The sequence below is a fragment of the Arthrobacter oryzae genome (genome assembly GCF_030812315.1).
GTDB classification, from domain to species: Bacteria; Actinomycetota; Actinomycetes; order Actinomycetales; family Micrococcaceae; genus Arthrobacter; species Arthrobacter oryzae_B.
Genome location: NZ_JAUSSM010000005.1, coordinates 213,266 through 237,854, shown reverse-complemented (window position 1 = coordinate 237,854; position 24,589 = coordinate 213,266). Strand labels below are relative to the sequence as shown.

The 24,589-nt window shown below is 65.5% G+C and carries 23 protein-coding genes and 3 tRNA genes; 7 read left to right on the top strand and 19 right to left on the bottom strand.

Annotated elements, in window-relative coordinates; genetic code table 11:
• Positions 1–38: 38 nt before the first annotated feature.
• From J2S97_RS12170 to rpsB, 5 genes are all read right to left on the bottom strand, one after another.
• A complete protein-coding gene (locus tag J2S97_RS12170; protein WP_307049713.1) occupies positions 39–959 on the bottom strand; it encodes a phosphatidate cytidylyltransferase in 921 nt (306 codons plus the stop codon).
• Entirely contained in the window at positions 959–1,516 is a 558-nt protein-coding gene (gene frr, locus J2S97_RS12165) for a ribosome recycling factor (RefSeq protein ID WP_104172549.1), read from the bottom strand. Before frr ends, J2S97_RS12170 begins: the two co-directional genes overlap by 1 nt.
• A 108-nt stretch (positions 1,517–1,624) precedes the next feature.
• Positions 1,625–2,362, bottom strand: coding sequence for a UMP kinase (pyrH, locus tag J2S97_RS12160; RefSeq protein WP_307049711.1), 738 nt, complete (start codon positions 2,360–2,362; stop codon positions 1,625–1,627).
• A gap of 147 nt (positions 2,363–2,509) precedes the next feature.
• Positions 2,510–3,346: a translation elongation factor Ts gene (tsf, locus tag J2S97_RS12155; RefSeq protein WP_307049709.1), complete on the bottom strand. Its 837-nt coding sequence runs from the start codon at positions 3,344–3,346 to the stop codon at positions 2,510–2,512.
• Positions 3,347–3,480: 134 nt separating this feature from the next.
• Positions 3,481–4,392, bottom strand: a complete 912-nt coding sequence (gene rpsB / locus J2S97_RS12150) for a 30S ribosomal protein S2 (protein WP_307049707.1) — start codon at positions 4,390–4,392, stop codon at positions 3,481–3,483.
• Between the two features lie 476 nt (positions 4,393–4,868).
• Here rpsB and J2S97_RS12145 point away from each other — a divergent pair, with 476 nt between their 5' ends.
• Positions 4,869–5,396 carry a murein hydrolase activator EnvC family protein gene (locus J2S97_RS12145; protein WP_307049705.1) on the top strand — a complete coding sequence of 176 codons (528 nt, stop codon included), beginning with the start codon at positions 4,869–4,871 and terminating at the stop codon, positions 5,394–5,396.
• A gap of 10 nt (positions 5,397–5,406) precedes the next feature.
• Here J2S97_RS12145 and J2S97_RS12140 read toward each other — a convergent pair whose 3' ends face one another.
• The 6 genes from J2S97_RS12140 to J2S97_RS12115 form a co-directional block, all read right to left on the bottom strand.
• Positions 5,407–6,597 (bottom strand): acyl-CoA dehydrogenase family protein, encoded by a 1,191-nt coding sequence (locus J2S97_RS12140; protein ID WP_307049703.1) that lies wholly within the window; start codon positions 6,595–6,597, stop codon positions 5,407–5,409.
• 217 nt (positions 6,598–6,814) lie between these two features.
• Positions 6,815–6,888: transfer RNA gene (locus J2S97_RS12135), tRNA-Ile, on the bottom strand.
• Positions 6,889–7,025: 137 nt separating this feature from the next.
• Positions 7,026–8,216 carry a glycosyltransferase gene (locus J2S97_RS12130; RefSeq protein ID WP_373460555.1) on the bottom strand — a complete coding sequence of 397 codons (1,191 nt, stop codon included), beginning with the start codon at positions 8,214–8,216 and terminating at the stop codon, positions 7,026–7,028.
• Positions 8,217–8,330: 114 nt separating this feature from the next.
• A complete protein-coding gene (locus J2S97_RS12125) occupies positions 8,331–9,236 on the bottom strand; it encodes a DMT family transporter (protein ID WP_307049699.1) in 906 nt (301 codons plus the stop codon).
• Entirely contained in the window at positions 9,236–9,859 is a 624-nt protein-coding gene (locus J2S97_RS12120; protein WP_307049697.1) for a CDP-alcohol phosphatidyltransferase family protein, read from the bottom strand. Before J2S97_RS12120 ends, J2S97_RS12125 begins: the two co-directional genes overlap by 1 nt.
• Before the next feature lie 127 nt (positions 9,860–9,986).
• Positions 9,987–10,844 (bottom strand): phage holin family protein, encoded by an 858-nt coding sequence (locus J2S97_RS12115; RefSeq protein ID WP_307049695.1) that lies wholly within the window; start codon positions 10,842–10,844, stop codon positions 9,987–9,989.
• A 184-nt stretch (positions 10,845–11,028) separates the two neighbouring features.
• On the opposite strand from J2S97_RS12115, the gene J2S97_RS12110 reads away from it, so the two are divergent.
• The 3 genes from J2S97_RS12110 to J2S97_RS12100 are packed head-to-tail and all read left to right on the top strand — an operon-like array spanning position 11,029 to position 12,930.
• Entirely contained in the window at positions 11,029–12,252 is a 1,224-nt protein-coding gene (locus tag J2S97_RS12110; protein ID WP_307049693.1) for a multidrug effflux MFS transporter, read from the top strand.
• Between the two features lie 49 nt (positions 12,253–12,301).
• Entirely contained in the window at positions 12,302–12,481 is a 180-nt protein-coding gene (locus tag J2S97_RS12105; RefSeq protein WP_307049691.1) for a hypothetical protein, read from the top strand.
• A 41-nt stretch (positions 12,482–12,522) separates the two neighbouring features.
• Positions 12,523–12,930 (top strand): hypothetical protein, encoded by a 408-nt coding sequence (locus tag J2S97_RS12100; RefSeq protein WP_307049689.1) that lies wholly within the window; start codon positions 12,523–12,525, stop codon positions 12,928–12,930.
• A 72-nt stretch (positions 12,931–13,002) separates the two neighbouring features.
• On the opposite strand, the gene J2S97_RS12095 is transcribed toward J2S97_RS12100, so the two are convergent.
• From J2S97_RS12095 to J2S97_RS12065, 7 genes are all read right to left on the bottom strand, one after another.
• A tRNA-Asn gene (locus J2S97_RS12095) sits at positions 13,003–13,075 on the bottom strand.
• 125 nt (positions 13,076–13,200) lie between these two features.
• Positions 13,201–13,273 (bottom strand) — tRNA-Asn (locus tag J2S97_RS12090).
• Positions 13,274–13,328: 55 nt separating this feature from the next.
• On the bottom strand, positions 13,329–15,248 hold the full coding sequence (dnaG, locus tag J2S97_RS12085; RefSeq protein WP_307049688.1) for a DNA primase: 1,920 nt from the start codon (positions 15,246–15,248) through the stop codon (positions 13,329–13,331).
• 73 nt (positions 15,249–15,321) lie between these two features.
• Complete coding sequence (locus J2S97_RS12080; RefSeq protein WP_307049686.1) at positions 15,322–16,611, bottom strand: deoxyguanosinetriphosphate triphosphohydrolase; 1,290 nt, start codon at positions 16,609–16,611, stop codon at positions 15,322–15,324.
• Complete coding sequence (gene dusB / locus J2S97_RS12075; RefSeq protein WP_307049684.1) at positions 16,604–17,785, bottom strand: tRNA dihydrouridine synthase DusB; 1,182 nt, start codon at positions 17,783–17,785, stop codon at positions 16,604–16,606. The genes J2S97_RS12080 and dusB overlap by 8 nt, the downstream gene beginning before the upstream one ends.
• A 77-nt stretch (positions 17,786–17,862) precedes the next feature.
• A complete protein-coding gene (locus J2S97_RS12070) occupies positions 17,863–19,419 on the bottom strand; it encodes a YibE/F family protein (protein WP_307049682.1) in 1,557 nt (518 codons plus the stop codon).
• 26 nt (positions 19,420–19,445) lie between these two features.
• A complete protein-coding gene (locus tag J2S97_RS12065) occupies positions 19,446–20,819 on the bottom strand; it encodes an FAD-binding oxidoreductase (protein ID WP_307049680.1) in 1,374 nt (457 codons plus the stop codon).
• Positions 20,820–21,101: 282 nt separating this feature from the next.
• Between J2S97_RS12065 and J2S97_RS12060 the strand changes: the two genes are divergently transcribed.
• The 3 genes from J2S97_RS12060 (at position 21,102) to J2S97_RS12050 (ending at position 23,508) form a co-directional block, all read left to right on the top strand.
• Complete coding sequence (locus J2S97_RS12060) at positions 21,102–21,833, top strand: alpha/beta hydrolase (RefSeq protein WP_307049678.1); 732 nt, start codon at positions 21,102–21,104, stop codon at positions 21,831–21,833.
• A 2-nt stretch (positions 21,834–21,835) separates the two neighbouring features.
• Positions 21,836–22,648, top strand: a complete 813-nt coding sequence (locus tag J2S97_RS12055) for a DUF1295 domain-containing protein (RefSeq protein WP_307049676.1) — start codon at positions 21,836–21,838, stop codon at positions 22,646–22,648.
• A 125-nt stretch (positions 22,649–22,773) separates the two neighbouring features.
• Complete coding sequence (locus J2S97_RS12050) at positions 22,774–23,508, top strand: TIGR00366 family protein (RefSeq protein ID WP_307049674.1); 735 nt, start codon at positions 22,774–22,776, stop codon at positions 23,506–23,508.
• A gap of 71 nt (positions 23,509–23,579) precedes the next feature.
• Here the strand turns inward: J2S97_RS12050 and J2S97_RS12045 are convergent, their stop codons facing one another.
• The gene (locus tag J2S97_RS12045) at positions 23,580–24,587 is read right to left on the bottom strand and encodes a GNAT family N-acetyltransferase (protein WP_307049672.1); all 1,008 of its coding nucleotides are present in this window, start codon (positions 24,585–24,587) and stop codon (positions 23,580–23,582) included.
• Positions 24,588–24,589: the final 2 nt, after the last annotated feature.

Genomic DNA, 24,589 nt, shown 5'->3' with positions numbered 1-24,589 from the left:
CCAGTCTATGGCGCCGAACTGTGGCCAGGCGGGACGCCTCAGGCTCCGGAAACAGCTGTGAACAGGATAAACGCCGCCGGGGAGGCGAAGACGATTGAATCCAGGCGGTCCATGACGCCGCCGTGTCCGGGCAGGATGCTGCTCATGTCCTTGATGCCCAGTTCCCGCTTGACCATGGATTCGGCGAGGTCGCCGGTGGTTGCCGCCGCCACCATGCCCACGGCCAGCACCACCCCGACCCACCAGGGCTTGTCCAGCAGGAAGAGGCACGCCAGGACACCCACGGCGATGGCTCCGCCGATCGATCCGGCGAAGCCCTCCCACGATTTCTTGGGGCTGATCTTGGGCGCCATGGGATGCTTCCCGAACGAGGCCCCCACCAGGTAGCCGAACGTGTCGTTGGAGACAACCAGCAGGAGCATCGTGGCGATCTGCCACGCACCGTGCGGAATCACGCCGCCGGGCCACAGGCCCACCGGCGTGACGCTACCCACCGCATGCAGCGGCAGGATCGCAAAGCTGATGAAGAACGGCACCCAGGCCAGGGTGAAGACGCCCGCGAAGATGCTGCGCGCTGATCCCGCTGCGCTCTCGATGGTCCGCCACAGCAGCACCGCCACGCTGCTGGCCAGTAGCGCAAACAGCAGGCTCTCCAGTCCGCCGAAGTAGGCGGCCAGCGGCATTCCCACGGTGCCCACCATCACGGGGACGATGGGCAGGCGGGTGCCGCTTACCTCGAGCGCCCGAAAGATCTCCCACACGCCGAACACCGCGAAGGTGGTGGTGACCAGTACAAAGCCGAGTGGCAGGAACAGGAGACCCCCCAACACGGCGAAAAGCATTGCGAGACCCACCGCGGTGGCGGCCGGAAGGTTCCTTCCGGCCTTGGGCGTTGGGTTGGAGCGCTGCTTCCCCCGGACCCGGACCCTGTGTCCGGGTGCCTGCTGTGCCTGATCCATCAGACCTCGAGCAGCTCGGCTTCCTTGCGCTTGAGCAGGTCGTCAATGCCGTCAACGTGCGACTTGGTCATGGCGTCGAGTTCCTTCTCGCCGCGCGCGCCCTCGTCCTCACCGGCTTCGCCGTCCTTGACCAGTTTGTCCAGGGTTTCCTTGGCCTTGCGGCGGATGTTCCGGATGGACACCTTGGCGTCCTCGCCCTTTGACTTGACGATCTTGACGTATTCCTTGCGGCGTTCCTTGGTCAGCTCCGGGATGGTGATCCGGATGACGTTTCCGTCGTTGGACGGGTTGGCGCCCACCTCGGAGTCGCTCAGGGCGCGCTCAATGTCCCGCAGGGCCGTCTTGTCGAACGGGGTGATGAGGATGGTGCGCGCGTCCGGGATCGCGAAGGAGGCCAGCTGCTGCAGCGGGGTGGGTGAACCGTAGTAGTCCACCAGCACCTTGTTGTAGAGGCCCGGGTTTGCCCGTCCCGTGCGGATCGAGGCGAAGTCTTCCTTGGCTACCTCGACAGCCTTGTCCATCTTGTCCCCGGCTTCGAGCAAGGTCTCTTCGATCACGGTCTCTCCTCAGAAATTGGTGCATTCCGGCTGCCCGGAATGCACGGTTCGTTCCGTCTTTGCGGCCTGCCCACCGGGCCGGCCTTCCTCAAATCATCCTAGCTGTTGCTAGGGGGTGACTACGGTGCCCAGCTGCTCGCCGCGGATGGCCCGGGTCACGTTGCCTTCGCCTTCCATGCCGAACACCACCATGGTGAGGTTGTTGTCCTTGCACATGGTCATGGCCGTCTGGTCCATGACGCGGATGTCGCGGCGCAGGGCGTCGTCGTAGCTGAGCCGTTCAAGCTTCTCGGCGCTGGGGTCCTTCTTGGGGTCGGCGGTGTAGACGCCGTCCACTCCGCTCTTTGCCATCAGCACGACGTCGGCATGGACTTCCAGCGCACGCTGGGCTGCAACGGTGTCGGTGGAGAAATAAGGCAGGCCTGCGCCAGCGCCGAAGATCACGACGCGGTTCTTTTCCATGTGGCGGATGGCGCGGCGGGGAATGTACGCCTCGGCTACCTGGCCCATGGTGATGGCGCTCTGCACGCGGGTCTCGACGCCGGCCTGTTCCAGGAAGTCCTGGAGGGCGAGGCAGTTCATCACGGTACCCAGCATGCCCATGTAGTCGGCGCGGGAGCGGTCCATGCCGCTCTGCGACAGTTCGGCGCCGCGGAAGAAGTTGCCGCCGCCCACGACGATCGCAACCTCAACGTCGGGAACTGCTGCGGCAATCTGCTTGGCGACCCCGCGGACGGTATCAGGGTCGACGCCCAGCTTTCCGCCGCCGAAGACCTCGCCGGACAGTTTCAGGAGGACGCGACGCCGGCTCTTCTCTGACTGGACAGAATTGTTGACGGTTTCCATGGTGCCTTCCCGTAAATGAGCTCTGAGCTAGGTTATCGTGCCGGATGGCCAAAGGTGTCATTTCCCCGGCCCGTTCGTGCAGCCCCGGGGCTGCGATTGCATGCAAAAGGGGCGGCCACCGAAGTGACCACCCCTTTGCGTGTCTAACTAGGAACCGACGCGGAAACGCGCGAAGGCCGTAGCCTTGACGCCGGCCTCGTCGAGGATCTGCGCCACAGACTTCTTGGCGTCCTTGGCGAATGCCTGGTCAACCAGCACCTCACCCTTGTAGAAGCCCGTGACACGGCCTTCCACAATCTTGGTCATGGCTGCCTCGGGCTTGCCCTCAGCCTTGGCCGTTTCCTCGGCGATGCGGCGCTCGGACTCAACAAGCTCAGCCGGAACGTCTTCGCGGGTCAGGTAGTTCGGAGCCATGGCGGCAACGTGGACAGCAACGTCGTGTGCTGCGGTTGCGGCCGTTTCGCCTTCGCCCTCAACGGCGAACAGGACGCCGACCTGGGCCGGGAGGTCCTTGGAGGTCTTGTGCAGGTAGGCGTCAACAGTGCCGCCCTCGATGCGGGCGATACGGCGGACAACAACCTTTTCGCCGAGGATCGCGCCCTCTTCGACGACGACCTCGGACAGCGGCTTGCCGTCGACCTCGGTGGCCAGCAGGGTTTCGATGTCGGCTGCGCCGGACTCGACCGCGATGGCCAGGACCTTGTCGGCGAGCTGGATGAACTTGTCAGCCTTTGCCACGAAGTCGGTCTCGCAGTTGACTTCGATCATTACGCCGACGCCGCCGTCAACCTTGGCAGCAACCAGGCCTTCTGCGGTGGAGCGGCCTTCACGCTTGGTAGCGCCCTTCAGGCCCTTGATGCGGATGATCTCGATGGCCTTTTCGGCGTCACCGTTGGCTTCGTCAAGAGCCTTCTTGACATCCATCATGCCGGCGCCAGTGCGCTCACGCAGAGCCTTGATATCAGCGGCAGTGTAGTTCGCCATGTGAACCCCTCTGTCTAGAAATTTTGTGTGGTGTACGGACTGACAGGACGGCAGCTCACGTAGTGAGCGGCCATCCTGTCAGAAACCCCCGGCACTGCGGACAGTGCCGGGGATGGTCCAGATTTACTTGTCTGCTACTTGGCAGCGTCGGCTTCGCCGGCGGCAGGTTCGGTTGCTTCGGCAGCTGCCGGAGCTTCCTCTGCAGCGGCGGGAGCCTCTTCAGCAGCCGGAGCTTCTTCAGCAGCCGGTGCCTCTGCGGCGGCGGGAGCTTCTTCAGACTTGCTGCCTTCGAGGAGCTCGCGCTCCCACTCGGCCAGCGGCTCTTCCGGAGCTTCCGTGGTGCCGGTTGCGCGCTGGTTACGGGCGATCAGGCCCTCAGCAACAGCGTCAGCAACAACGCGGGTCAGCAGGTTGACGGAGCGGATGGCGTCGTCGTTGCCCGGGATCGGGAAGTCGACTTCGTCCGGATCGCAGTTGGTGTCCAGGATGGCAACAACCGGGATGTTCAGCTTCTTGGCCTCGTCAACGGCGAGGTGTTCCTTCTTGGTGTCCACGATCCAGAGCACGGAAGGTGCCTTGGTCAGGTTGCGGATACCGCCGAGGTTGGTCTCGAGCTTGGTGAGTTCACGGCGAAGGAGCAGCAGTTCCTTCTTGGTGTAAGCGGAACCGGCGACGTCATCGAAGTCGATCTCTTCGAGTTCCTTCATGCGCTGGATACGCTTGGAGACCGTCTGGAAGTTGGTCAGCATACCGCCGAGCCAACGCTGGTTGACGTACGGCTGGCCAACGCGGGTGGCCTGCTCGGCGATGGATTCCTGCGCCTGCTTCTTGGTGCCGACGAAGAGGACGGTGCCGCCGTGGGCAACGGTGGCCTTCACGAACTCGTAGGCACGGTCGATGTAGGACAGCGACTGCTGCAGGTCAATGATGTAGATGCCGTTGCGCTCCGTGAAGATGAATCGCTTCATCTTCGGGTTCCAACGACGGGTCTGGTGTCCAAAGTGGACGCCGCTGTCAAGCAGCTGGCGCATAGTTACGACGGGCATGCCGACGCTCCTTCCGGCAGGTCATTCATGAGAGAACCCAAGGCTCTCTTACCCTGCCAATAGTTGACGGTTGAATAGCTTCGCCCAGGCGGACGCTGCTCCTGGCATCCACTGCACTTCCCATCCGTTCCATATGGCACGGACCGCAGGAGGCACAGTCCTCCGCACCGGAAGTTTTCGGCTTCTTGCGAGGAGGGCTGGATACGCGTAGTCAGCCACTGCTCCCCCACACCTCTGAATGAGACGTGCTGACTAGAACGACCGGAAGGACCAAGCGACCAGAAAGTGACTTGAACCGCCGGCCGGGCATCGTTGAGGGCACAGCAAACTGCTCCGTCAAGTGTACTACAGCGGGCCCACCGGATCGGACCATTTTCAGGCCTGCCGCCTTGCCATTTACCGGACCGCTTTCCGGCTTATCCACATACCGGTACGCGCCCCTGTCACAGGATGCCCGACGCGGGCAGGCTGAGGGAATGAAAGCCGGAATCCTGTTGGCAACCCTTGTACTGGCAGCGTCAGCAATGGTCCCGGTTTCCGGGGCCGCCGCCGGCACTGCCTCAGTGCCCGCCGCTGCGCCAACGTCGGGTTGGAGCTGGCCGCTGGCGCCCAGGCCGGCGGTGCTCCGCACGTTCGATCCGCCGGACAAGCCGTGGATGAGCGGGCACCGCGGCGTGGACCTCCAGGCAGCGGTCGACGGCGCCCCGGTCACCGCACCGCAGTCGGGAACCGTCAGCTTCGTAGGCGTGGTGGTGGACCGCCCGGTGATCACCATCGATCACGGCAATGGGCTCCGCAGCAGTTTCGAGCCAGTGGAAAGTGGCCTTGCATCCGGGGCCACAGTGTCAAAGGGGGATGTCCTCGGAACAGTGTTGCCGGGCCACTGCGCCGCCATGCCGTGCGTTCACTGGGGCGTGCGGCGGGGCGAGGAATACATCAATCCGCTGCCCCTGGTGGCGGACCTGCGGCCCTCCATCCTGCTTCCCCTGCGTGTGCCGGGATGAGGATGACGGACTAGACGATTGCCGAAATGCCGGTGATGGCGCGGCCCGTTACCAAGGTGTTGATCTCGTGCGTGCCCTCGTAGGAGTAGATGGCTTCGGCATCCGAGAAGATTTTGGCCATCTCGTAGTCGGTGACTATGCCGTTGCCGCCGAGGAGGCTGCGGCCCATCGCCACGCTTTCGCGCATTCGTGCCGTCGTGAAGGCCTTGGCGAGGGCGGACTGCTCGTCCTTGGCTTCGCCCGCGTCTTCAAGCTGGGACAGGCGGACCATCATGCCCATGGAGCTGACGGCGTTGCCAAGGATCTGCACGAGCTGGTTCTGGACCAGCTGGAATGAGGCGATCGGCCGGCCAAACTGGCTGCGCTCCACGGCATAGCGCCTGGCGACGTCGAAGGCCGCGAGCTGCTGGCCGACGGCCTGCCAGGCTACGGCGAGGCGGGTTACCTTCAGGACCTTGTTGGTGTCCCGGAAGCTGTTGGCGTTGGCGAGCTTGAAGAAGTCCGGCACCACGACGTTTTCCAGCGTGATGTCGGCGTTCTGGACGGTGCGCAGCGAGATCTTGTTTTCGATCTTCGTGGCGCCGTAGCCCTCGGTCCCGGTGTCCACGAGGAAGCCCTTGACCTGATTGTCGGCGAGGTCGCGGGCGTAGATGACCACCCAGTCGGCGAACGTGGCGTTGCCGATCCAGCGCTTGGCGCCATTGAGGATCCAGCTGTCGCCCTCGCGGCGGGCAGTGGTGCGGGTGCCGCCGGCAACATCGGAACCGCCCAGCGGCTCAGTGAGGCCGAACGCCCCGATCTTTTGAAGCGAGTAGATTTCCGGCAGCCAGGCATCCTGCTGCTCCTGCGAGGCGAGGGCCTCGATGGACCCGGTGAACAGTCCGTCATGGACGCCCATGAACGTGGCGATGGACGTGTCCGCGCGCGTGACCTCGGCGTGCAGGATGCCGGCGAAGAGGTTGGAGTAGCCCTGGCGCCGAACGGGGCTGACGAGGTCGATCTCGGCCAGCTTCGGGATCAGTTCCATCGGAAACTCGCCGCGGTTCCAGCAGTCGACAGCGATGGGCTTGACCTCGCGCGCCAGGAACTCCCGGACCTCGGCCAACCGGTCCCGCTCTTTGGCGCTGAGCAGCTGCTCGAACGCGAAGAAGTCGCCATCGGCGTACGGCAGGTTGTTGATGTCGATTGCAGCTTTGGACATGTTGTTCCTTCACGTGTGATCAGCAGCGACCAAAGGTCCCGGGCTACGAGGGAGGGTAAGTTACTCACGAGTAACATACCCCAGCGCGGGCTGCCGGGCAAGCGGGAACAAGGCAAACAAAAGGAGCCGCGGCCGATGTCTGAACATCGGCCACGGCTCCCGTGGTACAGGATCTGTTGCCCGTGGCGCTCCGCCAGGGGCGAAGCTGGAGGTTTCGTAGGGCTACTCGGACTTGAACCGAGGACCTTAGGATTATGAGTCCCGCGCTCTAACCAGCTGAGCTATAGCCCCGTGTGCCCCGCGGACTGCAGGCTCCGCCGGGAGCCTCCGCAGTTCCGGGGCAAAAACACTCTAGCAATAGTAATCCCCTGGTACGCGCACCTGCGCCCCGGGCGCGGGCGGCACCTTGGGATTACACCGCTTTTGGATCACACCACTTTGTCGTCGTAGCTTGCGCCGTAATAGAGGTCCTCGAACGTCTGCAGCGTTCCCTGGATGCTGTGCGGCTCCACCATGCAGCGGCTGGCCTTGCCCATCGCTGCAAGGTCCTCGGCCGGAAGCTGAAGGACGCGGGTGATCTTCTCGGCAAGGTCGTTGCTGTCGTTGGGAGTGAACAGGTAGCCGTTCTCGCCGTCGCGCACCAGGTGCGGCAGCGCCATCGCATCCGCCAGCAGCACCGGGGTGGAAGCGGACATGGCCTCCAGCGTGACCAGGGACTGGAGCTCGGCCGTACCCGGCATGCAGAACAGGTCCGCCTTGATGTAGGCCTCGCGCAGTTCGGCGTCACTGGCCAGGCCCAGGAACTTCACCCGCGATTCCAGCCCCAGCCGCGCCACCTGGGCTTCGAGGGCGGCCCGCACTTCGCCGCCGCCTACGATTTCCACGTGCACGTTCAGTTCGGCCGGGGTCTTCGCGACCGCATCGATGAGGACGTTGACGTGCTTTTCCTCCGCGAGGCGGCCCGCAAAAAGCACGGTGGGGTGCGGGTGCCGCCCGATCACCTCGTCGTCCCGAAGTTCATAGGCAGCAGAGTCGATGCCGTTGGAGAGCGGCAGGACCTTGCGCAGGAACGCATGCTGGTGCATCGCCTTGGCTGCGAGCGGCGTGGGTGTGGTGACGACGTCGGCCTTTCCCATCACCTTTCCCATGTCCTTCCAGGAGATGCGTCCCACGATGTCCTTGAACCACTGCGGGAACGGCAGGAACGGGTTCAGGTTCTCAGGCATGAAGTGGTTGGTGGCCACAATCCTGACGCCGCGCCGCTCTGCCTCGTAGAGCACGTGCTCGCCGATCATGTAATGGCTCTGGATATGCACTACGTCCGGCTTGACGCGGTCGAACAGGAGGCTGATCTCCTTCTTGATTTCCCAGGGGAACGTGATCCGGAAGTACTCGTGCGTGGGCACGGAGTGGGAGCGGATCCGGTGCACGGTGCCCTCCGCGCGAAACTCTGTGAAGCTCTTGCCCTTGTCCGGCCGGCACGCGAGCACATGGACGTCGTGTCCGCGTGCGGTCATGCCCTTGGCCAGCCGGTATCCGAATTGAGCGGCTCCGTTGACGTGGGGCGGGTAGGTGTCCGCAGCAATCAGGATGGTGAGTGATTGCTTGCTGTCGGGCATGGTCACGTGGAGAGCTCCTGGTGGTCACGGTGCGGTCAGCACTGGCTGTAGCGGCCAGCTGTCCCTCGGCGCGGTGGCGCCGGGACTTCTGGTGAAGTCTGGATATCGCTCGCCCTACGACACCCGTCCAGCGGCCGTGCGCGCGTCCTTCTTGCGCTTGGTCACTTCGGGATGGTGCCGCGAGAGGGCGATTACCCCCACGATAGCAAGGGAAGCGGCTGTCCCCATGGCAATCGCCAATACGGCGTGGACATCCGGCCGGAGTTCGCCGAGGATGGCAATGCCGATGGCGATGCCCACGATGGGGTCGATGACCGTCAGCCCGGCGATGACAAGGTCCGGCGGCCCGCCGGAGTAAGCCGACTGCACGAACCACGAGCCCAGGCCGCCGGCAGCCACAATGGCCACCACGGAATACCATTGCACGTTGAGCAGGGCCAGTCCGTTCGGATCGAGCAGGTGTTTGCCGATGATCCGGGTCAGCACCGCAACGAAGCCGAACAGGACGCCGGCCCCCAGGATGTAGATGAAGGCGCTCATCCGGTGTTTGAACACCAGCGCCAGGGTACCGAAGAGGCCCACGGCCAGACTAAGCAGCAGCACGATGGTGAGTTCGTCGTCGAAACTCACGTGATGGTTTTCCTGCGTCACGTTCACTGCCAGCAGGACGAACATCGCCGAACCTGTGACGCAGGCTGAGATGGCCACCACGGTGGCACGGTTAATGCTCAGGCCCTGGTCCTTGGCATTGACCACAGTGGTGATGACCAACGCGATTGCACCGATCGGCTGCACCACCGTCAGCGGTGCCGATACGAGGGCCACGGCGTTCATCGCCATGCCGGCGCAAAGCAGCAGCAGCCCGAATACCCAGCGCGGGTTCCGGAGCAGCCGAAGGAAGCCATGAGTGCTGAGCGAAAGGCCGCCGGTGTCCGCTTTGACTGCACTGCCCTGGCGCTGCGCGCCAATGGCCAGGCAAAAGGCACCCAACACCGCCAGGAAGACGGCAAGCCACACCATCAGCCGGGTCCGCCGTCGCCCGCGGCCTTGAGCCTGCCCTTACGGATGATGGCCACAAAGTAGTTGTAGCCGGCCACCCAGTGGCCCAGCAGTCCGAGCCCAAGGAAGATCCACGCCGCAACGAAATAGACCTCGGTCAGCGGGATAGGCAGTTTGGCGAGCACCAGCAGCGGGGTGCCCACGAGGAGGAGAGCGGTACGGATCTTGCCGATGCGGCTGACGGGGAGATCGGGGTGGCTGCGGAAGTAGAAAAGCGAAGCGGCCAGCAGGATGGCATCCGGGACTACCAGGGCGGTCAGGTACCACCACTCCACGACGCCGGCAATCACCAGGGTGACCGCCACGGCAATGAGCGCCAGCCGGTCTGCTACCGGATCCATGATCCGGCCCAGCCGGGACGTCTGGTTGAAGCGGCGGGCAATGTATCCGTCCACCCAGTCCGTGCTGCCCATGATGACCAGGACGAGTGCGGCCAGTGCGTACTCGTGCTGCCCCAAAACCAGCCAGATGAAAAGCGGTACACCCATGAACCGGAGGACCGTCAGGACGTTGGGGATGGTGAAGACGGCGTCGCTGTCCACATGCCTCTGGCCCGGACGCGCGCCGGCGTTGATGAACTTCATCCCTAACCTCCTTCCGTTTCCGCCATGGCTGCGTGGGTAGTGCCTTGACCTCGCAGTTGCCTATCCTTGTGGTGGCCTGTCCTGGCAGTGGCAGTCTTGCCAGTGGCTTTCTTGCCAGTGCCTGGGCTTAACCCTTGAGGAGCTTTCGGAGCAGGACGACGAAGACGGCGGCGGATGCGGCCAGGGCCGCCAGCGGCTTCCAGCGCACTCCGGTCTGTCCCTCGTTGGCCCGGTTCAGGAAACTGGACGCAGAGCGGCCGAAGGATTCGAACTGGTGGCCGGCGCGTTCCTTGCCGGTCTTCAGCTGGGCCTGGGTGGCGCCCAGCAGGATCTGGGCCTGGGTCTTGACGTCGAGCTCCTCGCCGAGCTCATCGCGGACGCCGGTCAGGTGGCGGCGGCGCTTGTCGAGGCGGCTACGCAGCTCGGCTTCCGTGGGGGCGGGCCCCAGGTCCGGCTTGGCCGCTTCCTTGGCTTCCTTCTCCGCCTTGTCCTTTGCCTTCTGCGCTTCCTTGGCCGCCTTGGCTGCCTTGGCCTCTTCGGAAGACGGATCCAGGACGGCCGGGTTGAAGTCCGAGCCCTCCTTCACGATGCCGAGATCGTGCTTGAGTCCGCGGATCGTTTCCTCGGGAACCAGGGGCATGGCCTTCTTGAATTTCCGCAGGCCGACCAGCGCGCCGATGAGGGCGATAATGAGGAAGACGGCACACACCAGGAGGGCCGCCAGCCAGGCGGGCATGATGGTGGCAAGACCCATGATCGCGGCAACGATGAGTCCGGTGACGAGGAAGGCCACGAACAGGAGTGCGACGGCGAAAAACGCTGCCGCCGTCCCGACCTGGATGCCCTTGCGCTGGATCTCGATCTTCGCGAGGGCAATCTCGTCGTTAAGCTGCCTTGGCGCCAGCTTGGCAACCAGCCTCAGCGTTTTGGGCAACGCCCCAATACTCAGTCCGCCGTTGGTCCGGCCGCTGTGTCGTCCGCTCATCGATCCCGCCTAACTGGTTCCATCTTTGATTCGGATTCCGCTGGATTCCGGGGGCCTGCGGCGCTTCACACACTCCCCGCTGTCAAAACTATCATTCAGGTTCAGACCCTCCTTCGGGTAATAACGCGTGGCGCGCCCTGCAACGCTGTAAAAGTATGATCTGAGGGCCATAGGATGGTTCTCTGTGAGCATCCCCGCCAATCCGGGCGACTCCTTGAGCCGCAAACGGAAACTCCTGTACATCCTCCTCCTTGGCGCCCTAACGGCGCTCGGCCCCTTTACGATCGACCTTTATCTCCCGGCCTTTCCCGCCCTGGAGGCAAGCCTTGGAGTGTCCGAAGCGGAAGTCCAGCTCACGCTGACCGGCACTACCGTGGGCTTCGCCCTGGGCCAGCTGGTGGTGGGGCCGCTGAGCGACAAGTTCGGCCGGCGGCTTCCGTTGATCCTTGCCACCGCGCTGCACATCACCGCCTCGGTGGGCGCAGCGCTCTCCACGGACCTTGCCACGCTGGGACTCTTCCGTGTGCTGATGGGCATCGGCGCGGCCGGAGGCGGCGTGGTGGCAATGGCCATGGTGCGGGACCTCTTCAGCGGGTACGCCATGGTGCGGATGTTCTCCCGGATGGCACTGGTGAACGGCCTGGCCCCGATCCTGGCGCCGGTCATTGGCTCGCAACTTTTGCTGATCATGCCCTGGCCGGGCATCTTCTACTTCCTGGCCGGCTACGGCACGCTGGTGATCATTGCCGCCACCCTCCTGGTGCGCGAAACCCTCCCCCGCGAACTCCGCGGCAAGTCGGGCCTCACTGCGGGGCAGCGCTACAAGCTCCTGTTTTCGGACCGGATCTTCGTTGGCCTGCTGCTCGTTGGCGGCATGAATTTCGCCGGGCTCTTCGCGTACCTCTCAGCTTCCCCCTTCCTCTTCCAGGACGTGTACGGGTTCACGCCCCAGCAGTACGGCCTGCTCTTCGGCATTAACTCACTGGGCATCGTGGCCGGCGTGCAAACCAGCGCCCGGGTGATCAGGCGGGTCCCGCCGCAGTGGATCCTGGCATGCTCCACCGCGTGGATGTTCCTGATGGCCGTGCTGATCGTCGTGTTCGACCAGCTTGGCTTCGGGCTCTGGGGCGTGATGGTGCCGCTCTGGTTCTACATCCTCGGCACCGGCTTTATGTTCCCCTGCGTCCAGGTCCTTGCGCTGTCCAAGCACGGAGCACAGGCAGGAACGGCCGCGTCGCTGCTGGGAGCGGCAACCTTCATGATGGCCGGCATTGTGTCCCCCGTGGTGGGCTGGTTCGGCGACATCTCGGCCACCGTCATGGGCGGCGTCCAGGCCTCGAGCATCCTGCTGGCAGCGGCCGCACTATGGCTCGTGGTCCGGCCGCGCACTGTCCCCTCGATCCACTAGGGCGGCTCGATCCACTAGGGCGCCCGCAACGTCCCGGTACGCTAACACCATGGCCAAAAAACCGCACCGAAACCGCAGGGGGCTGTTCCTCGGAGCGGTGATTGGCGCCGTCGCCGGGTACTTCGCCGGACGCGCGATGGGGAACCCGGCCATGGGCATCATCCTGGGCGCGATCGCCGGCTCCGCCCTCCTGTACCGGGTCAATCCCGGCCCCTGGAACAGGCCCTAACGCCCCTGTTCGCGGAATTCAGCGCGCGATAAAGTTATTCTGTGCCCGACCGGCAGCACCATCAGCCCTTACCGGCCACGTGGCAGCGATGCGACGCCGGCATCCTGCCCCTGTGGTGGGAACGCCTGTGCTCCCAGACCAGCGCCCAATCAGCTGCCCTCTACGCGGCCGGCCTTTTCACCGAGGACCGGCGGCGCCCGATCGCCCAGTGGTTCAATCCCGCGTTCAACGCAGCGCTCCTGGTGGCCCCGGAGACATCCCCTGAGTGGCCCGTGCAGCGGTTTGGAATCTTCTATGCCCCACCGAACGAGGGCTTCACGAGGGTGCATTCCGCGCCGCATGAATGGCACCCGCGGGAGCCGCGGAAATCCCCCACCGAGGACGAGGCGTTCCAGGCGGCCATTGCCGAGGCCGAACGCTTCCTGCAGGTGGAGATGGACTTCGTTTAACGCGTGCAAACTAACGCGCCCCAAGAAAAAAGGCCCCGTGGCCGGCTACTCGCCGGCCACGGGGCCTGTCCGCTCCTCCTGCTGGACTTGAACCAGCAACCCTTCGATTAACAGTCGAATGCTCTGCCAATTGAGCTAAGGAGGAATGAAGCAGGTATGACATTAGCAAAGGTTTTGCCCCAATGGGAAATCGGCTGTCGCAGCGACCCGAAATACCCTGCCTGGGTATAAAAAGTCCCCGTCCCGGTGACCCGGAACGGGGACTGCGCGCTCCTCCTGCTGGACTTGAACCAGCAACCCTTCGATTAACAGTCGAATGCTCTGCCAATTGAGCTAAGGAGGAATGAAGCGGGTACTAGCCTAGCAAGCCCCCGTCAGGAAGTGAAATCGAGCTGAACCTAGGCATCGGAACGCAGCGAACGGCGTTCCATTTCCAGCATCATCAGCTCACGGTTCAGCCGCTGGAACTCTTCCGGCTGGGCCGAGGCGTCCAGCCGCTGCAACTGCCCCATCTTGTCCGCTTTGACCCTGGTGATCTGCAGTTCAAACAGCCGGGCCAGGATGTCGCGGCAGTACTTGAGCACACCTTCTGCGTTGCTCGCCGGCAGCGGCACGACGGCAAGCTCCGAGACCAGCGGGCGGAGCGGCTCCGGTACCTCGTGCATCACCTGTTCCACCCACCGCACCGGATCACCCGTCAGGCCGGGCCCCGAGGCGCGCATGGCCTCGTGGACTGCCTGGTAGGCAGGGGTCTTGAATCCGGCCGCACTGAACCGGTCCCAGATCCCTCCGGCGAGCGTGGCAGGCTCCTGCAGCGCCACTTCCAGTGCCTGCCGCTCCATGGACGCCACCGGGTCCCTGGGGTCCGGCCTGTTGAAGGAGGGCACCACGCCCGACGCCGGCAACTCGGCAATGCCGGGAGCCGCGCCTGTCCGCTGATGTGCTGCGCCTTGGCCTGTGCCCTGGCCTGCGGGCGTTTCACCCTGGGCGGCACGTTTGGCGGCGACAGCCATTGCGCGGCTGACCTCCTCGACAGGCATGCCCAGCCAGCCGGCAAGCTCGCGAGCGTAGGCGGGCCGGATGCCGGCATCGCGGATCTGGGCCACCACCGGCGCGGATTCGCGCAACGCGGCGATGCGGCCCTCCACCGTGTCCAGGTTGTGCCTCTTCAGGGAGGCCCTGATGGCGAATTCGAACAGCGGCCGACGGGTGCCTATCAGGTCCCGGACGGCAGCGTCCCCCTTGGCCTGGCGCAGCTCACACGGGTCCGCGCCGGTCGGTTCCACCGCGACGTAAGTCTGCGCCACGAATCTCTGGTCCTCTTCAAAGGCCCGCAGGGCAGCCTTCTGACCGGCGGCGTCGCCGTCGAAAGTGAAGATGACCTCTCCCCCGGTGCCGTCGTCGGACAGCAGCCGCCGGGCAATCTTGATGTGGTCGGCGCCGAAGGCGGTGCCGCAGGTGGCCACCGCCGTCGGAACCCCTGCCAGATGGCAGGCCATCACGTCGGTGTAGCCCTCCACCACCACCAGCTGGCGGTCCTTGGCGATGTTCCGCTTCGCGAGGTCGATGCCGTAGAGAACCTGGGACTTCTTGTAGAGCGTGGTTTCGGGGGTATTGAGGTATTTGGGGCCCTGGTCGTCCTCGTAGAGTTTGCGCGCGCCAAAGCCGATGGTGTCACCGGCGATGTCCCGGATGGGCCAGATCAGGCGCCCGCGGAAGCGGTCGTAGATCCCCCTATTGCCTTCAGAGAACATCCCCGTGAGTTTGAGCTCGGCGTCCGTGTAGCCGCGGCCGCGGAGGTGTTTGAGTAGCGCATCCCAGCCCTGCGGGGCGTAGCCGACACCGAACTGCTCGGCGGCGGCGCGGTCAAAGCCGCGTCCATGGAGGAAGTTGCGTCCCTCGGCGGCGGCGGGGGTCAGCAGCTGGGCACGGAAGAACTCGTCAGCCACTTTGTGGGCATCCAGGAGTCGCTGGCGCTTGCCCACGTCTTCCCGGTTCGGACCCGTGCCGCCGTCCTCATACCGCAGTTCGAAGCCGATCCTTGCCGCCAGTTTTTCCACGGCTTCATGGAATGAGGTGTGGTCCAGCTTCTGGACAAAGGAGATGACGTCGCCGTCCTCGCCGCAGCCGAAGCAGTGGTACCGGCCCACCTGGGGGCGGACGGTAAATGACGGCGAGCGCTCGTCATGGAAGGGGCACAGGCCCTTGAACGAGCCCAGGCCGGCGCCCTTGAGCGTCACGTAGCCGTCGATGACTTCCTTGATGTCCGTGCGCTGGCGTACTTCGTCAATATCTTCGCGTTTGATCAGCCCAGCCACAGAGCCATCCTAGTCCCCGGGTCCAAGGCCGGCCCAAGCGCCATCGGCCGTATGTGGGCAGTTGCGTCCAAAGTCACCAAAGCGAGGGCAGGCTGCCGACCAACCGCTCGTACATGGCCAGCGCGGAACCGTCGGTGAGTGACGCGACCTGGTCGATGACCACGCGCAGGCGGGCGCCGTCGTCGGCCGCATCCCTCCAGTCGGCGGCGAACATCGGCTCCAGGTGGCGGTCCCCGGTGGCGTTCAGCGCTGTCACCAGGGCGTGCAGGACCTCCCTCTGGCGTTCATAAATCGGCTGGCGGTGCTCGGTGGTCATCACAAACGTGGTGGCCAGGCCCTTCATGACCGCGATTTCCATCACGGTCTCGTCCGGCACCATCAGCTCGGCGTTGTACCGGGTCAGGTTTTCGGGGCCGTAGACGGTGCGCGTGGTTTCCAGTGCACTCTGGCAGAACCTGCCGATCAGCTGGCTGGTCATGTCTTTCAGCGCGGCCATCGCCTTGCGGCTGCCGTCGGCTTCGCGGACCCAGACGTCGGTGGCCTCGAGCCGGGCCAGGGCGGCGTCGATGGCGGCGGGGTCATTGTGGGGCAGGTACCACTGCTTGGCGTACCCCACCACGCGGGCACGGTGGTCCGGGTTGTCCATCCAGCGCAGCTGGAAGTGGCCTGCCACGATGGCGTCCTCAACGTCGTGGACCGAGTAGGAGATATCGTCGGCGAGGTCCATGACCTGGGCTTCCAGGCAGGACCGCCGTTCGGGTGCACCCTGGCGGAGCCAGTCGAAGATCGGCAGATCGTCCTCGTAGGCGCCGAATTTACTGGTGCGCTGGCCGTGGATCACGGGGGCATTCAGCGCTGACCACGGGTATTTGGCGGCGGCGTCCAGGCTGGCGCGGGTGAGGTTCAGCCCCGCAGGTGTTCCGTCCGGAGCCAGGACCTTGGGCTCGAGCCGGGTCAGCAGCCGGAGAGTCTGGGCATTGCCCTCGAACCCGCCGATGCCGTGCGCCATCTCGTTCAGCGCGGATTCGCCGTTGTGCCCGAACGGCGGGTGGCCGAGGTCGTGGCTGAGGCAGGCGGTGTCCACGACGTCGGGGTCGCAGCCGAGCGTCCGTCCCAGTTCGCGGCCGACCTGGGCCACTTCAAGGCTGTGCGTGAGCCGGGTCCGGACGAAGTCGTCGGTGTCGGGCGCCACCACCTGGGTTTTGGCGCCGAGCCGGCGCAGCGCGGACGAGTGCAGGACCCGTGCCCGGTCCCGCTCGAAGTCGGAGCGGTACGTGGTCTTGGGCGGTTCCTCCACCCAGCGGGCGGAATCGTGGGCCTCATAGCCCGGCAGCACGGGTGCGGCAGTCCGGGTTTCAGCCACCTGACACGTCCAGTTCGGCGGCGGCGATGTCGCGGGTCTGGTCAGCGTCCATCTGCCGGCTGAGCAGCCAGTCCTTGGGCAGCGCGGGCTTCTTGGGAGAACCTGCCCGGCCGCGCGGACCTTCGGAATCGATGCCCGGGTAGGGCAGGTCCATGTCCAGCTGGTCCAGGAGTTCGCGCAGGACCTCCAGGGTGGGAACGGTGGCGAGTTTGGCGCGGAGTTCGCCGCCCACCACGTAGCCCTTGAAGTACCAGGCCATGTGCTTGCGGATCTCCCGCAGGGCCTTGTATTCGTCATTGCCGAAGGTTTCGATCATGAGCTGGGCGTGGCGATAGACGCCGTCGGCCACCTCGCGAAGGCCCGGACGGTGGCGGTGCTCGCTGCCTTCGAAGGCGGCCTGCAGGTCACCGAAAAGCCAGGGGCGGCCCTGGCAGCCGCGGCCGATCACCACGCCGTCCACTCCGGTTTCGCGGACCATCCGCACGGCGTCCTCCGCGGACCAGATATCGCCGTTGCCCAGCACCGGTACATCCGGCAGCGCTTCACGCAGCCGCGCGATCGCGGACCAGTCGGCCTGGCCGGAGTAGAACTGCGAGGCCGTGCGGCCGTGGAGTGCGACGGCGGCAACGCCGGAATCGCGGGCGATCCGGCCGGCGTCGAGGTACGTCAGGTGGTCCTCGTCGATGCCCTTGCGCATCTTGATGGTCAGCGGGATGCCGCCCTTGGAGGCCTCGCGGACGGCCGTCTGCACGATGGACGTGAAGAGGTCGATCTTCCACGGCAGCGCGGAGCCGCCGCCCCGGCGGGTCACCTTGGGCACCGGGCAGCCGAAGTTAAGGTCGATGTGGTCCGCCCGGTCCTCGTCGACCAGCATCCGGACAGCCTGGCCCACGGTCACGGGATCCACGCCGTAGAGCTGGACGGACCGCACCTTTTCATCCGGGTCGTGGGAGATGATCCGCAGGGATTCGGGGGTGCGCTCCACGAGCGCCCGGGAGGTGACCATCTCCGCAACGTACAGGCCGCCGCCGTATTCCCGGCACAGCCTGCGGAATGCGGTGTTGGTGATTCCGGCCATGGGTGCCAACACCACGGGGGTGTCCACCGTGATGGGGCCGAGCTTCAGGGGCGGGAGTTCCAGCTTGGGGGCGGGAGGCATTGCTACAACAGTCACCCGTTCATTGTCTCAAAGCCGGGCAAATCGGCGAGCCGCGTGCCGGAACGCCGCTCCGACGGCGGCGAGTCCCCCCGCTACTCCCGTTCTGCCGCCCGCCGTGCGCGCCTACCGCCGGGCAATGCCTCCCGCCCGCCGTCCCGGGCACCTTCCGTTCCTGCTTCGCTCGCGTCTTCACGGGAGGCGCGGGAACCGGCCGCCCGCGTCCGCCCAGCGCGCGAAACCGCCGCTGCCGCCGCGAGCGCGCCGGTGTCCGCGACGTCGTCGGGCGTTACAGGCGGACGCCCGGAAACGGTGTCGCCGGAAGCACTGCCCTCCGCCTGCAGGCCGGCGGCCGGTTTGATCCCGGTGGCCTTGACCACCAGCACCGCGATCAGAGTGGTGACGGGGATGGCCAGCACCAGCCCCACGGAACCGACGAGCGTCCTGATGACTTCCTCGGACAGTTCCGCACTGGTCAGTGCCTCGCCGAGGGGACGGTCGTACAACATCACGATGATGAGGATGGGCAGCGCGGCGCCCGCGTAGGCGAAGGCGATGGTGTAGACGGTGGACGCGATGTGGTCCCGGCCGATCCGCATCGCCGAGGAGAAGAGCTGGCGGGCGCTGGTCTCCGGTGCAAGCTCGTACAGTTCCCACACGGCGGAGGACTGCGTGATGGTGACGTCGTTCAGTACGCCGAGTCCGGAAATGATCAGGCCGCAGAGGATGATGCCGGAAATGGAGATGTTGTCCGAGATATTGGCCAGGGTGGCGGCGTCGTGGCTGCCCACACCGGCCAGGTTTGCCGCGTCGGTGGCCCACGCCGCCAGGAGCGCTGTGATGCCCAGGCCGAACATTGTGCCCAGCAGCGCCGTGGAGGTGCGTGCCGAGAATCCATGGGCGAAGTAGAGGACGCCGATCATGATCACCGTGGATCCCACCAGCGCCAGCAGCAGGGGCGGTTTTCCTTCCACCAGGCCCGGCAGCATGAAGGACACCAGCACCGCGTAGGCGCCGAGGAGTCCGATGAGCGCCCGCAGTCCGCGCCAACGTGCAACGGCGATCACCACCACGGCGTAGAGGACAGCCAGCAGGATGATGGGCATGGTGCGGACGAAGTCCACGAAGATGTAGCCCGGGGCGCCCTGGCCTGCGGATGCGCCTTGGGCGTTGGAGAGGTTCAGGTAGCGGATGTTGTCCCCAACCTTGACGCCGTGGGACTTCACCACGTCCGGGTTGATCACCACTTTGACGGGGTTGCCGCCCTTGTCCGGCTCCGTGAAGGCGAAGGTGCAGTTACTCCCCTGCTGGGCAGCGCCTTCCTGGCCGGCGCCGGGCTGGGCAGCGCCGTCCTGGCCGGTGCCGGGCTGCGCGCCCTGTTGTGGTGTGGCGCCCTGGGTGCAGCTTTCCACCACCACGCGCTGGATCTTGCCGGTGTCGAAAGTCACACCCGGTGCCGCCGCATACGGGCTGGCCAGCTTCAGGTCCTCCTTGTCCCCGGACGGCCACATCATGGCCATGGACGCCAGGGTCAGGAGGGTCAGCGGAATCAACACCGCCGCCAGTAGCCAGTTGGCCCGTTTGCGCGCGGCAAGAGCCCGTGGTGTCGGCTCCGAATGATCTGTGTGACCGTGGGAGTGTCCGGCACCCATCAGCAGTAAAACCTCATGCCTGCACTTTACTGGGGCTTGATGTTCTGATTCACATGGAACAGGTTCCCCGGATCGTACTTGCCCTTGATTGAGGCGAGCCGTGCAAAGTTCGGTCCGTAGTTCTCCGCGACCCGGGGCATGTCATCGCTGTCCTGGAAGTTGATGTAGCCCGCGGTCTCCGAGTAAGGCTGCAGCGCCGCCGCGTAATCCCGTACCCAGGCGATGTTAGCCTCGGAATCCCCGGGATCCTCCCAATGGCATGCAATGACCGGGGAGAATTTGGCGTTCCGGTTGGGGAACGCCGTGTCCGTGACGCCCACACGGTGCACTGCGCCGTCGATCGGGTAGATGTGCACGGCGGTCGAGATGCTCGGCACCAGCTTCCCGTACTCGAGGTGCGCGTTGATGGCACCGTCGCTGAGCTCGGACAGGAAGGCCGCCTTCCAGTAGGCCAGGAGCCCCTTGGGATACATCCCGTCGAAGGCCGAATTCAAGGCCGGATAGGGCATCGGCGCCACCATGGACCCTGCCACTGGCGCGGCGTCGAGGAACGGCTGCCAGCGGGCCGGCCCTTCGGCCGGGTCGCCTGTCCACATGCCGACCACAATGCAGACCGGTTTCCCATGCCATTCCTCCGGAAGAAACGGAACCGGCGGCCCCTGGTGGAAGGCGAGGAAAGCGCCCAGCTCCTCGGGAGCTGCAGCCAGGTGCTCGCGGTAGAACTTCGCGACGGTCTCTGCGTGCTCCAGCGGGTAGATGATGATGCCGGCGTGGACCATGTCCACGGGATGCAAGCGGTATTCCAGCGAGGTCACGACGCCGAAGTTCCCGCCACCGCCGCGCAGCGCCCAAAACAGATCCTCGTTCTCGTTTTCGCTGGCCGTGAGGAAGTTCCCGTCCGCGGTGACGACGTCCGCCGAGAGCAGGTTGTCGCAGCTGAGTCCGTATTTCCGGTCCAGGTAGCCTATTCCTCCGCCGAGGGTCAGCCCCGAAACACCGGTCGAACCGACGATGCCGCCGGTGGTCGCCAGCCCGAAAGCGTGCGTGGCGTGATTGAAGTCGGCCCACGTTGCGCCGGCCTCACTCCTGGCTGTTTTGCTGACCGGATCGACCCGGACCCCCCGGGTGTTGGCAAAGTCGATGACCAGCGCATTATCCGCCGTGCCAAACCCCGGCCCGCTGTGTCCGCCTCCCCGGATCGCGAGGTCCACGGCGTTGTCCCTGGCGTAGTTGACGGCGGCGATGACGTCCGCCACTTGGGACACCCGCAATACGGCTGCGGGCCGCTTGTCGATCATTCCGTTGTGGACGGCTCGTGCAGAGTCATAGTCCGCGTCGTCCGGGGTGATCACTTGCCCGCGCACCTGTTCCCGCAGGGCGTCGAGCGTTTTTGCGTTCATTTGCAATACCGCCGATCCTCTTCGACATCGGATCCGGACCGTTGTGTTCGCTTCCCATCAGATTTAACGACCGGAGCTTACTGGACAGGGATACACCCCCTCCGCGGGCACCGTCAAGGGAATTTCGGAGCGGCAACGGAGCAGCAATCTCCGGGCGCCGCTGCTCCGAACACCTTGTAAGACCCCGGGAGACCACAGGCCCTCAACAGTCCGGCTCCGCCCGGAACTAAACGCCTGCATCCCGGGGTTTATAACTGTAGGACGAGGAGTCTGGAGGCCCGCGTGGGTAATCGCAGGAATGACGAAGTTATCACCAAGCCCGTGCTGACCGTTCGGGATGCGGCGGGTGCCACCCTCGGCGTGGCCCTGGTGCTCCACGGCGGGCGCTCGCACAGCTACGAGCCGGTGGAGGCGCGCCACCTGAGCCCCGCCCGCATGGTGCCCTTCGCGAAGCATCTCCACCGCGCCGGCCGTAAGCACGGGCTTGCGGTCTGGACCCTTCGGAACAGCGTCCGCGGCTGGAACGGCCCGGACATGTCACCGCTGCAGGATGCCCGGTGGGCGCTCGCCCGGATCCATGATCAGCACCCTGGCGTGCCCGTGTACCTGCTGGGCCACTCGATGGGAGGACTCACCGCCATTTGCGTGGCCGACGATCCCCTGGTGGATGCCGTGGTGTCCCTGGCCCCTTGGCTGAATGCCGGCACGCCCGCCGACCCGGTAGCCGGACGCAAAGTGCTCATTGTGCACGGCTCCGCAGACCGCTGGACGAGCCCGGCCGAGTCGCTGAAATTTGCCCAGCGCGCCGCCGCCGTGGCTGATGAGCTTCGCTACGTCTCCCTGGCCGGCGCCGGTCACTTCATGATCCGCCGGATCCGGCTGTGGCACACCCTGGCCACCGGCTTTGTCCTCAAAGCCTTCGGTGAAGCCGCAGGCGTGGAAATCGGCGCCGGCCCGGCACGGTTTGATGCCCTGCTGCCCGCAACAGAACCCGGCACGCCGGTGGTGCTGTGACCATGGCCGCGTTTCCGATCAACGAATTCATGGCAAGCCTGCCGTGGACAGTCCTGGCCGTGGCCGTCGCCCTGGCCGTCACGTTCGCCGTGGCCGTCGCCCAGCGGCGGCATTCGGTGATGGACGTGGCGTGGGGACCCGGCTTCGTGGCCGTCGCCGCTGTGTCCTGGCTGCTGTCCGCCGGAACGGGCGACGACGGCAGGCGCCTCCTGCTCCTGCTGCTGACGGGCGTGTGGGGCCTTCGCCTCGGTACCCACATCGGCTGGCGGGCCCGCGGCGGCCATGAGGACCCCCGCTACGAGGCAATGCTCAGGACGGCACCCGGCTCACGCAATGCCTATGCCCTGCGCCGCGTCTACCTGCCCCAGGGCATGGTGATGTTCTTCGTTTCGCTGACGGTGCAGGTGGGGATGTTCGCCACCGGTGCCTTGGGCTGGGTGGCGGTCCTCGGAGTGCTGCTGTGGGTCATCGGCTTCGTGTTCGAATCCGTGGGTGACTGGCAGCTCGCACAGTTCAAGAAGGACCCGGCCAACAAGGGAACCGTGCTGAACACGGGGCTGTGGCGTTACACCAGGCACCCCAACTACTTTGGCGACGCCGCCGTGTGGGCCGGCCTGTTCCTGATTTCCGCAGACTCCTGGCCGGGAATCCTCACCGTCCTGTCCCCCGCGCTGATGGTCTGGGCCCTTGCAGGCAAAACCGGGAAGCCGCTGACGGAGAAGGCGATGTCCGCCAGGCCGGGCTACAAGGAATACGTGGAGTCGACGTCGGGCTTTATCCCCTGGCCGCCGCGCCGGCCGGCAGGCAGGCGCTGAATTGGCATTGCCGGCTTCCCGCTGACACCCGGGCTCACCTTGCTCATCCTCATGGCGCTCACCACGGTCATCGCCCATTTCTCGGCGCCGCGCGGTGCCGCCTGCGCACCGCCGAGGACCTCGGCGTGGACCTCGACGACGAACCCAGCGAACCGGCGCCGCGGTCCCGTCCCGGCGAATGGCTGGAATACAGCATGATCCTGCCGGTCCTCGCCGGGGTCCTGACCTTGGGTTGGCTGGTGTCGCAGTTCGTCACCAAGCCGTTCCTGACAGTAGTGAGCAGCCTTAACGGATACCTGCTGGTGTTCCTCGTCCTGGGACTCGTTCTGCATCGGACACCCCGGAACTTCCTGCAGGCCGTGACCAAGGCCGTGCCGGCGACCGCGGGCATCCTCGTGCAGTTTCCGCTCTATGCGGCCATGGCCGCCATCCTCACGAAGGCGACAGGCCACGGCGGCGTGTCCCTGTCGGCACACCTGGCCGAATTCTTCTCGGACATCGGCGGCGGCGGCGCGTTCGCCGTCGTCATTGCCCTCTATACCGCCGTGCTGGGGCTGTTCGTTCCCTCCGGCGGGGGGAAATGGCTGGTGGAGGCGCCGTACGTGATGCAGGCAGCCACGGACGTGAACATGAACCTGGGCTGGACCGTCCAGATCTACAACATCGCCGAGGCCCTGCCCAACCTGATCAACCCGTTCATTATGCTGCCACTGCTTGCGGTGCTCAGGCTGCAGGCCCGGGACCTTGTGGGCTTCACGTTCCTGCAGTTCGTATTCCACCTTCCCGTAGTGCTCCTGCTCGTGTGGTTGCTGGGAATGACGTTCGATTTCGTTCCCCCGGTGCTCCCCGCAGGGAAGTAGTCCTCAAACCACGATGACCCGCAGCAGGCGCCGTTGAACGGCATCCGCTGCGGGTCATCAGGTTTTAGTCGCTAGGCGGGGTCGGAAACCACCTGGGTTTCGCTTCCCCGGAGGCGTGCCTTACCGCTCTCCAGCAAAGGTTCGACGACGGCGCGCAGCGCAGCCATCGAGTCGTCCAGTTCCAGCACCACGGGGTGCTGGAACGCGATCAGCGCCAACAAGTCGCGGACGGCGGCGCGGGCTTCCTCCTCGGACAGCTTCGGCTCATGGCCGACGAACACGTCCGTGGGCTGGCCCGACGCGGACCCGTCGCCGCCACCCGGGTTCCCGCCGCCGGGGGCAAGCTCCGCGTAGCTTATGGCAAACGCCTCGAGCCTGCCCTTCCTGCTGGCCGGTACACCCTGGCCGAACGCGCTGGCTTTCGGGGCCCGCAGCACGATCGCGCCGTGGGCCCCGCTGAGCTCGTCGAGGAACAAACGCTGCACCGTGCCGATGCTCAGCTCGCCCGGGCTGTCCCAGCCGTGAACGGCCGTGTAGTACCGGCCGACGACGTCGCTCAGCTCAACCGAGCCGGTGGCAAGGTCCTCGATTTGTTCCGACGCCGCGGCCTCGGAACCGTCGCCGAAGACCGGCAGCTTGAGCGCCGCCGGCTCGATGACAACGAGGCGTGAGCGCTGGATCGGAGCCAGGCCGGCAGCTTCGGCGAAAGCGGCTCCGGGCGTGCCCGGTTCCACCTTGGTCCGCAGCTTGGCAACGCCCGACGGCGCCTGGCCGGCTTCGTGCCGCAGCATCGTCAGCAGGGTGGAGCCGACGCCGGCACGGCGGTGGTCCCGCGCCACCTCGATGTAGGCCCAGAGCCGCTCCGGGTGGAGGGAGGCCTCGTGGACCACGGCCGCTCCGATCGGGATGGCCACACCGTCCACGACATCCTCGGCCACGATGCAGCGTCGCCACGGAGAGTTGCCCGAAGGCGCCAAGGTGCCGCGGAACTGCCGTGCCTGCTCAGTCTCCGGGCCTCCCCAGAGTTCCAGAAGCGCCAGGTCGTCGCCCTCGCGCCATTCGCGGTATTCGATGGCCATGC